Annotated in this window: 10 protein-coding genes; all 10 read right to left on the minus strand. The window is 46.6% G+C overall.

Annotated features, from left to right (window positions below; all coding sequences use genetic code 11):
- Nucleotides 1–26 precede the first annotated feature (26 nt).
- The gene (locus tag HQN90_RS08415; protein ID WP_173217324.1) at nt 27–2,777 is read right to left on the minus strand and encodes an alpha-L-rhamnosidase; all 2,751 of its coding nucleotides are present in this window, start codon (nt 2,775–2,777) and stop codon (nt 27–29) included.
- Between the two features lie 48 nt (nt 2,778–2,825).
- Nucleotides 2,826–3,650, minus strand: coding sequence for a carbohydrate ABC transporter permease (locus HQN90_RS08420; RefSeq protein WP_173217325.1), 825 nt, complete (start codon nt 3,648–3,650; stop codon nt 2,826–2,828).
- 1 nt (nt 3,651) lies between these two features.
- On the minus strand, nt 3,652–4,572 hold the full coding sequence (locus HQN90_RS08425) for an ABC transporter permease subunit (protein WP_173217326.1): 921 nt from the start codon (nt 4,570–4,572) through the stop codon (nt 3,652–3,654).
- A gap of 82 nt (nt 4,573–4,654) precedes the next feature.
- Nucleotides 4,655–5,971 carry an ABC transporter substrate-binding protein gene (locus HQN90_RS08430; protein WP_173217327.1) on the minus strand — a complete coding sequence of 439 codons (1,317 nt, stop codon included), beginning with the start codon at nt 5,969–5,971 and terminating at the stop codon, nt 4,655–4,657.
- A 193-nt stretch (nt 5,972–6,164) separates the two neighbouring features.
- Complete coding sequence (locus tag HQN90_RS08435) at nt 6,165–7,757, minus strand: response regulator transcription factor (protein ID WP_173217328.1); 1,593 nt, start codon at nt 7,755–7,757, stop codon at nt 6,165–6,167.
- A 1-nt stretch (nt 7,758) separates the two neighbouring features.
- Nucleotides 7,759–9,480 (minus strand): sensor histidine kinase, encoded by a 1,722-nt coding sequence (locus HQN90_RS08440; RefSeq protein WP_173217329.1) that lies wholly within the window; start codon nt 9,478–9,480, stop codon nt 7,759–7,761.
- Nucleotides 9,481–9,775: 295 nt separating this feature from the next.
- A complete protein-coding gene (locus HQN90_RS08445) occupies nt 9,776–10,207 on the minus strand; it encodes a hypothetical protein (RefSeq protein WP_173217330.1) in 432 nt (143 codons plus the stop codon).
- Between the two features lie 2 nt (nt 10,208–10,209).
- Nucleotides 10,210–10,344: a hypothetical protein gene (locus HQN90_RS39280; protein ID WP_275942535.1), complete on the minus strand. Its 135-nt coding sequence runs from the start codon at nt 10,342–10,344 to the stop codon at nt 10,210–10,212.
- Between the two features lie 183 nt (nt 10,345–10,527).
- A complete protein-coding gene (locus tag HQN90_RS08450) occupies nt 10,528–11,478 on the minus strand; it encodes a hypothetical protein (RefSeq protein ID WP_173217331.1) in 951 nt (316 codons plus the stop codon).
- 59 nt (nt 11,479–11,537) lie between these two features.
- Nucleotides 11,538–12,107, minus strand: coding sequence for a GNAT family N-acetyltransferase (locus HQN90_RS08455; RefSeq protein WP_173217332.1), 570 nt, complete (start codon nt 12,105–12,107; stop codon nt 11,538–11,540).
- Nucleotides 12,108–12,535: the final 428 nt, after the last annotated feature.

Genomic DNA, 12,535 nt, shown 5'->3' on the forward strand with positions numbered 1-12,535 from the left:
CAGCCCTTTTGGAGTCGTTATTCAGCTTATTTATGTCGCGAAGTCTCATAAAAAGATTTAAATTGGTAGCTTCCCGATTCAACGAGTAAAACTTCGCAGTCCCCTTCCCTGCCCATAACCCTAATGCCAGGCACACTCGCCGCAGGCAGCCCTCCTTCTGTCACTAACGTTCCTTCCTCTGAAGGCATATGAACAAAGGCAGTTCCGTTGGCAGGCACAGTAAGCATGAGTTCGAATACGTCGCTTTGCAGCGTCCACTTCGTTGAAATAAGACCTTGAATGGAGTCATACTCGCACTTGGCTGAGTGAATACCGCCTAGTGGGCGTGGACGAATCACGGATCGACTAAAGCCAGACGCGGTAGGGTCTAGACGAATACCCCCTACATGGCGGTAGAGCCATTCGCCAACCGAACCGAATGCATAGTGACAAAGGGAGTTCATCCCTGGGTCCTGAAAGCCATTCGCCACCGTCCATCCATCCCAACGCTCCCAGATGGTTGTCGCCCCTTGAAGAACCGAATACAGCCATGAAGGATACTGTTCCCTGAGCAGCAAACGGAAAGCAAGCGATTCATGACCGTTCTCGGACAGCACTTCCATAAGATGCTTCGTACCATGAAAGCCCGTTGCCGCTAGATCGCCAGCCGCTTCGATCTTGCCGACAAGCCGCGTCAGCGCGGCATCTCTGAGCTGATCCGGCACCAAGCTCCAAGCCAAAGCAAGCGCGTAAACCGTCTGCGTATCGCCCCTGATTTCGCCCGCATCACTGACGAATTCACGGATAAAAGCTGCTCGCACAAACTCGTATAGCTTATCGTAATGTGCGGCATCGGCTTCCTCGCCGATGACGTGTGCAATGTTGGACATCAGCTTGACGCCATTCGCCCAATAAGCGGTCGCAAAAACGTCATAAGGTGTTGTCGAGTGAGCATCCACTTGCCAACCGAATTCCTCCTTTGTCTCCGTGAACGGCCTTTCATCGATTGACAGCCAGTCGCCGTACTGGGGAGCGTCACGGCGGATTCCGCTAGGGTACAGGGCTTCGTTGTAGTCCATCCATCGTTTCATGGAGGCATAATGCTTGCGCAATAATTGGCTGTCTCCATATCTCTCGAACAGCAGCCAAGCGATGATCGGCGGCGCATCGGCCCATCCCGCAGAGGCGGTGTGAGTGTAGGTGAAATCATTGTCAAACTCCGTCTTCGGACCGAAGATGAAAGGGGCAAAATCGGTGAAAGCGCCCGTCGGCCTCTGCCCATCCTCCATGTCGTTCAGCCATTTGGCAAGAAAGGCGGAGACGTCCATGTTGTAAGCGGCTGTCGGGGCAAAAATCTGCGCATCGCCGGTCCAGCCATGCCGCTCGTCACGCTGCGGACAATCCGTCGGAACGCTCATATAGTTGGCTCGCTGCGTCCATCGGATGTTGTCGATCAGCTTATTCACAAGCGGATTCGAAGTCTCCAGTGTCCCTACCTCCGGTAGGCTGGAGTAAACCACAATTCCCTCGATATCCTCAGGCAAGGGTGCTGGTCCACCGCTAATTTCCACATATCGATAGCCATGATAAGTGAAAACAGGCTCAAAAGTCTCGCGTCCGCTGCCATGGCAGATGTAAGTATCGGTCTGTCTGGCATAACGGAGATTCTCCGTGTACAGCCGGCCCTCTTCATCCAAAGCTTCTGCATAGCGCAGCGTATAACGAGTGCCCTCGCTTGCTTGCACAACAATGCGAAGATAACCGCTCGTCATCTGCCCCATGTCCACCAATATGGTTTCTTCCGCTAATCTTCGAATATCGCTTGGCGTTCTTGATTGAAGAGCCCGAATGGGCGGAGACATTTGGGCAACCAGCTTCCCTCGATAATCATGCATTCGTGAGGCGGAAGCCCATCTGTCATCGTCAAAGCTGCGCTCTTGCCAACCATGGGGTTCAAGCCGTGCGTCCCAATTCTCTCCCATTTGCAAATCAGAACCGACGATCTGTCCAAAGCCTGCCTTCCAATCATCGTCCGTAGAGAGGCTTTGGCGCGTTCCATCTTCATATTCAATGTTCATCTGAAGCAGAAACGAAGGTTCCATGCCATATCTCTGATACCCGTACATCCCGATATAACCGGTATACCAGCCGTGTCCCAGCAGGGTCGAAATCACATTATCGCCACTTTGAATGCAGGAGGTAATATCGTAGGTTTGATATTGCGTACGTACATGATAGTCGGTCCATTCCGGCGTGAGCGCATCGTTTCCAATACGCACTCCATTTAGGTGAAGCCGATACAAACCCAATGCTGTAGCGTAAACAGTCGCTCTGCGAACTGCGCCTTCCGAGCGGAACGAGCGACGCAAATAAACGACAGGCAGCGGCTCTTCGCGGGAAGGCTTGCGTCCGCTTGCACGGCCAATCAAGCAGCCTTCCCATTCCAAGCGGCTGAGCAGCCCCATTGTCCATGACGCCGTTTCGCTCCAAGCTAAGGCCTCCCCTTGTTCATCCCAGACGCGCACCTTCCAGTGCACTCTCTGTTCGGATTGCAGCGGGCTGCCGGAATAGACAATATGCTGGGATTGGGAGCTGACAACAACGCCGCTGTCCCACAGATCCCCCTCATCTTGATCCAAAACTTGCTGGGAAGAAGCTGCAATGATGCGATAAGCGCTCTGACTCGCGCTTCGCCGCTTGGATTGCATAATCCAGCCAAGCCTCGGAGCCTTCGTATCAATCCCTAGCGGACAATCCAGATATTCCGTGCGAAGCTTGATAATCATTGATTGATCCATATCCTTTTCCTCCCTATTTGTATAATCAAGTTGGCGTTAATTGGAGGTTTATCCTTTTACACCGCCAGATGCAACACCTTCGATAATTCTGCGCGAGAAGAAAAAGAACAGGATCAGCAGCGGCACCGTCGCCATGACAGAGCCAACCATAGCCATATCCATATTGTAAATGGCATTGTTGGTGAACTTCATAATCATCAGTGGTATCGTTTTCTTCGACTCGCTGTGCAGAAAAATGAGCGGTACAAAAAATTGGTTCCAGATTTGCATCGACATAATGATGCAGATGCTGAACGTAATCGGGCTGGCTAGTGGAAACATGACACGGATAAACGTGGTCCATTCACCCGCCCCGTCGATTTTGGCAGATTCGTAGAGATCGTTTGGCAAATTGGCAAAGAAAGTCGTCAGCAAAAACACAGGCATGGAAAGCCCTGACGCCAGCACGAGAATAACAGAGAATTGGCTATCCAGCAGACCCATCTGACGAATAAGCAGAAAGATCGGTACAATGCCAAGCTGCACGGGGAACATTAAGCCGATTAGAAAATAGAGCAGCACGCCATTTTTAAATCTAAACTTAAATTTCCCTATGCCGTAAGCCACCATTGTCGATAACATGACCACAAGGAATAATGCAGCCGCTACGATCAATAAACTATTGAGCAAATAAGTGAAAAAGCCCTGTTCCATGAACAATTTACGGTAATTTCCGAAGTACAAATGCTTGGGGAACGCGAAGGTTGCTGACAACAGATCCTTCTTGGGACGGAACGATTGGTAAGTCATATAGACAAGCACGAACAACGTAAAAAGCGAGTAAACCCACAGAATGGCTGCGCTGATCGGCATTTTTTTCGGTCTCAGATTCATCTTAATCCTCCGATCTACGATAGATAAGGAATAATTGCAGCAGCGAAACGAGGAAGACGATCATGAACATCACACAGGCAATGGTCGTGCCCATGCCCATCGCGTTGATATTGGATGAGCCTCCGACGGAGCTGTTGTCACCAAACGATATCCGGTAGAAGAATAAAGCCATCACATCGACACTGCGGTTAATTCCCCCCGAAGCACCGCCTAGAATGAAGCTGAAATCGAATAAGGTTAAAGCGAAAATATAGGTCAAAATGAGCATATTCAGTATGGTCGTTTTGATTTGAGGCACGACGATACGGAAGAACCTTCCCCAATAGGTGGCGCCATCGAGCAGTGCAGCTTCAATCGTTTCCACAGAAATCATTTTCATAGCGCCTAGGAAAAAGATCATGCCGACCCCGATGCCTGACCAAGCAACCAATACCCAAACAATGTAAATGCCTAGCTCAGGAAGTCCCATCCAAGGCCTCGTCCAATCGCCAAGACCAACGACCTCAAGCAGCTTGTTGAACACGCCGATATTGCCATCGAAGACCATGACGCCCATGAAGGCAATAACGGGGGTTGCAATAAATTGCGGGGAAAAGATCATAGCTTGGAAAAAACGGTGCCCTCTGATTTGCCCATATAAAACATAAGCCAAATACAATTGAACTGGAAGCACCACAAGTGCGTTAAGGGCAAAGATCGTGAAGCTGTGAGACAGCGCATTCTTAAGCTGAGAAAAAAGCTCCGGGTTCGAGAACAATTCCACATAATTGTCGATTCCAACGAACGTTTTTGCCCCAATACCATCCCACGTGTTCAAGCTGATCTGAATAGCTGAAACAATCGGATATACAGAGAATAACGTATAAAGGGCAAAACCTGGAAAAATGAACCAGAGATAAGGTTTTCTGCGAATCCATGCCACGGGGACCACCTGCTTTCATGCAGAAGCAGGCCAAAGCGGCGTTTCTTCTCCCGCCGCTTGACCATTCTGCGGATTTCTAACGTTATTGTTGTGCCGGATAGGTCGCGATTTTATCGAGGATCGCAGCTCCCTGCTCACCCGTAATGGCAGACGTCATCAACTTCGGAATGACTTCCTTCATCAAAGTGTCAGCCACATTCGATTTCGGCGTTGACAACACGGTCAGCACAGAATAAATGTTCAGCCCCGCTTCGTCAAAAACTGCCATCTCCTTGACGCCATCATCCTTTGGCTTAATGTCCTTGATCGTCGGTACAAGACCTGTGGAGTCCTCCATGATTTGCTGGGCCTCCTGCCCGCTCAAAAAGCTTAAATATTTGATCGCTTCTGGAGAGTGCTTCGTCTGGGCTGATATCGCATAGGTCATGAAATTACTGTAGCTGGATTGTACGACGCGTTTACCCTCTTTGTTCGGAATCGGGAAGCGTCCCAAATTGATGCCTGAGGCAACATACGTCGCATTATTCCACGTACCGTCGATAATGGCTGCTGACTTGCCGTTCGTGAAAGAGAACTGCGCCCCTGCCATGTCTTGCGCTAGGAAATCTTTACCGAAATAGCCTTTCTCCGCAAAATCACGGAACGCTTGCAGGGTTTGAGCGAAGGCTGGATCGGTGAGCTTGCCTTTACCCAACTGCGCAGCCTGGATAGCATTGTTTGCAAAAGCTGGAGCTAAAGCAAAGACCGGCCAAGCGCGATCCCATTCGCTTTTGCCAGCCAAGGCGATTGGTGTCACACCTGCAGTTTTCAGTTTGTCGAGGCCTTGGACAAATTCGTCCCAATTTTTAGGCACGCCAAGTCCATTTTTATTAAAGATATCTTTGTTGTAATAGACCACATTCGTATCGAAGAATGAAGGCAGTGAACAATACAGCTTGCCGTTCACCGTGCAGTAGTCTTTCTCTGGTGCTTTGAACCTTGCCAGATCCATGTTCGCTGAGGTGAGGTCGAGCAGGAAGCCATTTTTGACCATCTCGCTCATCTTGGACGTTTTGTCTCCTTGCACCCAAAATAAATCAGGCAGCTCGTTAGCCTGCAGCGCCACGTTCAAGCTTTGATCGTTCTGCGCAAAGTCGTACTTAATCTTAATATTGGGATTTTTGGCTTCGAAGGCTGCGTTGATCTTTTTGAACGGCTCTTCCAGAACAGCCTGGTTGCCAAGATCACCCCAAACCTTAAGCGTGACTTTATCCCCGCTTGGCGATGAGCTCGACTTCGGATTGGATGAACTTGGCGCGGATGAGCTTCCTGGGGTGCTGCTGTTTCCTCCGCAAGCTTGGAGCAGAAGTACACTCATCACAGTAACCGTCAGGAGCATAACTGTTTTGTTCTTTGTCAAAATGAACCCCTCCCATGTCTGTTTTTCATTGCTAAAGCGTATTGTCGTTCGGATCGCGATCTACTCTTATTGTAAACGGTAACAAGTACTCATTCCATGCGCGCTCTCTCTGTTCTCATGCCAAACGAACCGGAACCCACTTGGCTCCGGTTGCAGTATGTTCTATATTTCTCGATTTTGATGCCAACTAAACCTATCTTTGCGTACTTTTGAAATGTTTGACGGTTTGGCCTGTTTTCTTTTTGAACACTTTGATAAAATAATTCGGACTTGAATAGCCAACCCGTTCAGCTATTTCTTCCGTTGACAACTCCGTGTCGCGGAATAGCCTAACGGCTTCCTGGATCCGCAAATCGGTCAAATAATCCGAGAAAGCCTGACCCGTCTCTTGATTAAACCGTTGACTGAAATGATTCTCACTGAAGTTAGCTAATTGAGCCATATCCTCAAGCCGGATTTGCTCCCCGTAATGAACCTTCAAATAGTCCTTTACGCGTTCGATCCAGCCTCCCTTTGCTTGCCGATGAGCAACCATTTGCTGGATACGATCTGTTATGTCCTGCAGCATTAGCCGCCATGCCATAGCCGTACGGACTGCTCCTGCTGTCTCGGCAAACGGCCAAAGGGAACCAAACTTTTCCCGCAGTTCAGCCGTACCAGGGTCGTACCGTTCTATCATGAAATCGGCCAGCTGCGATACCGCTGCAACTCCGAGTCGTATCCATTCCGATGGCTTGTAAAGATCGGATCTCTCATCCATATAGCGCGTCAAATCGTCTGCCAACGGGCGAAATTGCATATACCGAATACGCTGCTTGATTTGCTTGTATAAGTTTAACCATTCCTCTTCCGTAAACGCTCTCCGTTCTCCCGAAGTTTCAGAGAACTGAATGCTGCTGTTGAACAGTGACAGCTCCGCTGCTGCTTCAGCTTCCCGACGCGCCTCCTCGCAGCTCCCGCTCCAAGCGAACATGTTCCCGAAGCCAACAGCCAATGAAACGTTCAGCTTCTGAGCGAACGCAGAAGTCCACTCCTCCGCCATTCGGAGACTTTCTTCCCGGCTGGCAAGCGCTCCACCTCCCAGTTCACAAGCGTAGCCGCCATGCAAATATCCGCCGCTTTCACCGAACAGGATGGGGTTGCGGAGCCGTGAGAACATTTCTTCCGCTAATAACAGCATGGCTTTTCGCTCCGTTGAAGAATAGCCGGCTTCACGCGGGCAAGGCAGCAGAGACACCCAACGAAATCCATCTCCGTTATCAGCCAGCTTCTTCGCAAGCAGTGGAAACTTCATCGCAAGGGATGTACTTTCTTCCGACTTGCTGTTATCGAGCAGTTGTTTCACTTCTGCCAATAGTGGAGCATCGGACATATGTGCAGCGCCATCTCCAACTACTTTGCCTGCTTCCAATTGGTCTGCAAAAGGCAGCGAAGCCAGTACACGCAGCAATTCGTCAGGCTCCATTTCGAATTTGGAAATATAGTCATTCACGCCAAGCCGGATTGCCTGTCTCGTATATTCAAAATCATTGTAGCTGCTAAGCACAATAACATGAAGGTTCGGTGCTAGCCGCTTCAATTCACGAACCAATTCAAAACCATCCATGCCAGGCATCCGAATATCCGTAAGCACTACGTCAAAGTGCTGCCGCGATGCCGCTGCAAGCGCCTCCTCACCGTTCTTAAACACGCCGGTAATATGATAACCATGCTGCTCCCAAGCAATGATGGATTGGAGCCCAATGCGTACGAGAGACTCGTCGTCTACGATCATGACATTGCGCATGTTACTCGTCCTCCTCTCTAGGTTGAAGCTGTAGTGGCAATGTTACGGTAACTTCAGTTCCCTGACCTGGCACGCTCTTCATAGACAAGCCGAAGCTGCTGCCGTAATGGAGCTGGATTCTTTCATGCACACTGTGCAGACCGAAGTGATCATCCGACTTCTTGAAACTCCCAACGATCTCGAGCATTTGCTCTGGCTCAATACCTATACCGTTGTCCTCCACGGTCAGCAGAAGCACGTGGTCTTCCGCTCTAACCCGTATGGTGATTTCGCCAGGCCGATCCGCTTGGGCCAACCCATGAATAAGGGCGTTCTCCATCAATGGCTGCAGCAAAAACTTCGGCACCCTCATATCCTCCAGCTCTTGCGGAATATCCGTGATGAATTGGAAGTGTTGGAAGCGAACCTTTTGTATCGTTACATAATTCCGCAGCATCGCGATCTCCGTCGCCAGTCTGACCGGGTCCCCTTTGCCGCGCAGCGCATAGGTGAGCATTTGATTCAGGGAATCCACCATTTCCTTAATATTGTCCTGTTTCTGGATCATAGCCATCCAGCGGATAGAATTCAGCGTATTGTATAAAAAATGAGGAGACATCTGATTCTGCAAAACCCGAATTTCTGCATCCTTTTTCTTGGCTTCCTGCTTGGATACCTCATCGACGAGCTGCTCGATTTCATACATCACAGAAATGAACGTATCATTCATCTCCACAATCTCAATGGCGCCGCCAAATTGTTTCAGCTTTCCAGGGCGTACGCCTTTGATGCCATGCTTCATATTAATCATCAAACGTCTAATGGGGATGACCAAATCCATCGCTAACAGCTGGGTGACGACTAGTCCAATGACAATACAGACAAGCACGATGAAGATGGCTAATCGAACTATGCGATAAATGGGCTCATAGAGCTTATTCAGCGAAAGCTGTGCAGATAGATGCCAATTGTTGTGCAGCTGATTCTGCGAGTAGGTGAGCAGTTGACGCTCATCTTCATTGATTTTGACGCCATTGCTAAGAATGAGCGCGTTGTCGGGTGACAGCAGCTTGATCGCAACACCTTCTTGAAATTTTGAATTGGAGAAAAAATCCGTAATCGTATTGGTGCCAATAATAATAGTGAGCGTACCAAGCACATTCAAATTTTTATCTCGCACAGAACGGCCCAGACGAAACGCCTCAAACTTCTCATACCCGTCACTATACAGGTGTGGCATGAACCAGAGCGCACTGCCCTTCATATCCTCTATTTGCTGCTTATAGTCTGCATCCCCGACCGCGAAATCATCAATTGCATTCTTGCCATAGGTATACTGAGCATCCGGCGTCTCAATCTTTATCGCTCGAATATATACATTTTGATCGGCACCGAGCCAGAAAACGTTCAATTTCTCATTAATCGCATTCTGAATCTGAAACTTCTCGTAATTCGAGCTTGGTTTAAGCGATATTAACGAAAGCAGTCCATCGTCTGTCATAATCTGTTTGCTTAGCTTCTCGTAGCTGATCAAACGGTCATCCATCTTTTGGCCCATTAAACTAAGCAGATCCGTGGCATATTCCGAAGTTTGAGCTTTGGATGAATCTGTATAACTGCTGGTCAGCAGGTAGGTGCCAGCTAATGCGGGAAGCAAGATGAGCGGCATATAAACAAGCAGCAGCTTGTAAGGCATTCGAATTCTCCCCCAGCGGAGGATATTGGGCAATTTGGCTTTGAACATGGATGATCCCTCGATCCTTAGCTTTCTGGGGAACTAGTAGTTGTTACTGCTGATTCTAGCATAATGACTAGTGTATGGAAACGTATTCAATGATGGATAACTTTGCAAATGAAAACGACTTCCGCTGGTGTGGTATCACACTTACTGCGAAAACATATCTAGAAATGTTAATTTATCAAGCCATGCTTACATAGACTATCCGCACATTTCGTGAATAAAACACAAAAAACCACGATACTAAATCTCAGTATCATGGTTTTTTATTTAGCCAATCTTTTCATCAATCGTCATGTTGTTATGGCCTAGGTAACTCATCTATTTTAAATATTCCTTCTTTTTTATTCAAGTTATATGTAAACTCTTCCCAAGATGCATCACTACGACTAACCTGAAAAGGCGTACCATCATCATTTTTAAAAGTAACAGTCGCTTCATATTTATCATCACTAATTTTCTTCATTTCTTTGATTTGGTTTAGATTTGGGCATGACTCCTCTAAATATGCTGCGAAAGCTTTTTTGTGGTTTTTTTCATTCATCCAATTATCGAGTATGGAGTAGTCCCCCCCATATAACTTCATTGTCGTTGCGATGTCTTTGTTTTTGCATCCTAGGAGATATGAACGCAAAGCAATTTCAGGATTGCTACCATAGTCGGGATCGGATCTCGTTGAACATCCTTGTGTCAGCATAGAGAGTATGATTAGACCAATGCTTAAATACTTCATATTTACACCTCCATGGAGAATTCATGCCTTTCTCCCCCGATAAGCCTGTTTTTCAGCCTTACAGAGGTCATCTCCAGCTTTCCCACCACTTTAGGGCTGTTTTTCAGCCTTACAATCACCAATTTTGGAAAATCCATGCCTTTCTCTCCCGATAAGCCTGTTTTTCAGCCTTACGGAGGTCATCTACGGCTTTCCCACCACTTTAGGGCTGTTTTTCAGCCTTACGGCTTCATCGATCAATATTTATTAATGCTCATAGCTACAGCATTTACTTAACATCCTTTGAACTTCTGTTTTCTTGAAGGATATACGAAATGCCCCTACCCTTTTACTAAATAGCGAAATTTTTCAACGCTTAATTCATCTACCTCTTTTACTCGGTTCATGTGATTGTAAAAGCTATATGGAAATTTAAACTGATGACCAAAATCCCAATCATGATCATCATTTTCATTGATCCAAAATCCTAGCTCGATTGGCAGATGAGGGCTCCGGGTTGATTTCTCTAACGGTTTGCGGTCAACTGGCGAGATTAATTGAATAGGACTATCTGCCTCAATGTCACGGCTGGCTCGAAGAACTTTGACCAATTTAAGAAGTGGATGAATTCCTCTTTTGAAATACGTGACATGTCCGAGATCATATAAAATGTTCAGTGCATGTGAAAAAGTAAGCATATGAGCGATTAGATCATGGTGTGACTCGGCTCTATAAATAACGTTAAATGCAGCAAGTTCCTTAAGAACAAACTCAGAAAGCTGCTCAGCACTATTTATTTCCGAGATGTTGTCAGATGTCACTATGTCCAGTCTCTTCACGTCGGATGCGGAAAAACCTAACCAAGAACGTCCTGGAATGGTTTTGTCAAAAGAACTTACAAGCTCGGAGATTCCTGTAAGATCCTCATTGGTTCCAAAACAGCTAAGCTCATGAATAGCCAATAAACTCAATGCGGCGTAAATAACATTATGACCGACCCAGTGAAGCTGATCGATTGTCCGATCTAGCGATTCTAAAATAATACGCTCTGCATGGCTAATATCACTTCGTTTGTGCCCGTTACTACTATAAGGTAAAGTGTGTTTCTTAACCATCTTTCTAGCTTGAGCGATTACTTTTCGTTCTACGTCAGGAGGCAAATTGTTTTCTTTTATAAAAAAATAACTTGCAATCGCTGCGGCACCAAAATGCGCGTTCCAAATATCTCCAGTTTCTTTTTTGCATTGGGAAATAATGATCAGTCCGTCCTCTAGTAGGCCTTTGTCTAACACGCTAGTTCTCCCTTCCTGCGCAAGATCCGCAGTAGCCTCGTTATGTACTTACTCGCTGTTCAGTTAGGAAAACGTTGCTGTATCCATTCATTCTTTAAGATGGAATACATCTTTATATTAATGTAGCTTTCTTTCACAAACATTTGCTCCCTTATGAGCCCTTCGAATTGCATTCCAAGCTTGATCATGACACGTTCTGAACCCAAATTCCCAATCATACATCTAGCTTCAATCCTATTTATGTCCAGTTCATTAAACCCTAGATTTAGCACCTGCTTCATAGATTCGGTGATTATGCCTTGATTCCAATATATTGGTGAAAGCGCATATCCTATTTCTGCACGATGATGAGACTCATTGATATATACCCACCCACACGTCCCAATGACCTTGTTGGTTTCCTTATGAACAATTCCCCAATCACTTGGCTGATTGTTTTCATATTTCTGCATAATTATTTTCAAAAAAGTAAGTGTATCCTCGATATTCTTATGATTTTCCCAAGTGGTGAATTTTGAAACCTGCACATCTGACGCATAATCGAAAATGTCAACTGCATCTTCTAAAGTCATCTTTCTTAAAAGGAGGCGTTCACTTTGTATTTCTCTATTAAAATCATATGGGTGCATAGTTTCACTCCTATAGCCTTTATTGTCCTTAAATAAATTAACTTTAATAGGTCTATCCGTAGTAATTGAATTCCCGCTTTAAATGGGTATTCTTCATCCGAGCAATAAATTTCTTCATTACCAGATCCTTTCCAATTCAACAAAAACAAGATATCTCCTCTGGCTTTGTCAAAACTTAATTAAGAAAAAGGATCCATTCTGTGCTTTTCATTACGCACGCGGACTACGGGGAGCAGGTATTAATACTTCTCATTGCAATTTATCCAATGAAATCAGCCGTCAAAGGGCTTATTGCAAGCTTGCACTGGAATTAGTCCAATGATAATCCATAAAACCTCGAAAACGGCCTGCTTTTTAGATTATCCATTGGAGTTTATCCACTGAAACCGTCCTTCAAACTCTTCAAACTAGCTTTCATTGGAATAAAT

Source organism: Paenibacillus alba, assembly GCF_013204855.1.
Classification (GTDB): domain Bacteria; phylum Bacillota; class Bacilli; order Paenibacillales; family NBRC-103111; genus Paenibacillus_E; species Paenibacillus_E alba.

Excerpts from the sequence above, each read along its gene's own strand:
- HQN90_RS08420 (WP_173217325.1), bottom strand. The coding sequence starts at position 3,650 with ATGAATCTGAGACCGAAAAAAATGCCGATCAGCGCAGCCATTCTGTGG.
- HQN90_RS08445 (WP_173217330.1), bottom strand. The coding sequence starts at position 10,207 with ATGAAGTATTTAAGCATTGGTCTAATCATACTCTCTATGCTGACACAA.
- HQN90_RS08415 (WP_173217324.1), bottom strand. The coding sequence starts at position 2,777 with ATGGATCAATCAATGATTATCAAGCTTCGCACGGAATATCTGGATTGT.
- HQN90_RS08435 (WP_173217328.1), bottom strand. The coding sequence starts at position 7,757 with ATGCGCAATGTCATGATCGTAGACGACGAGTCTCTCGTACGCATTGGG.
- HQN90_RS08440 (WP_173217329.1), bottom strand. The coding sequence starts at position 9,480 with ATGTTCAAAGCCAAATTGCCCAATATCCTCCGCTGGGGGAGAATTCGA.
- HQN90_RS08455 (WP_173217332.1), bottom strand. The coding sequence starts at position 12,107 with ATGCACCCATATGATTTTAATAGAGAAATACAAAGTGAACGCCTCCTT.
- HQN90_RS39280 (WP_275942535.1), bottom strand. The coding sequence starts at position 10,344 with ATGGATTTTCCAAAATTGGTGATTGTAAGGCTGAAAAACAGCCCTAAA.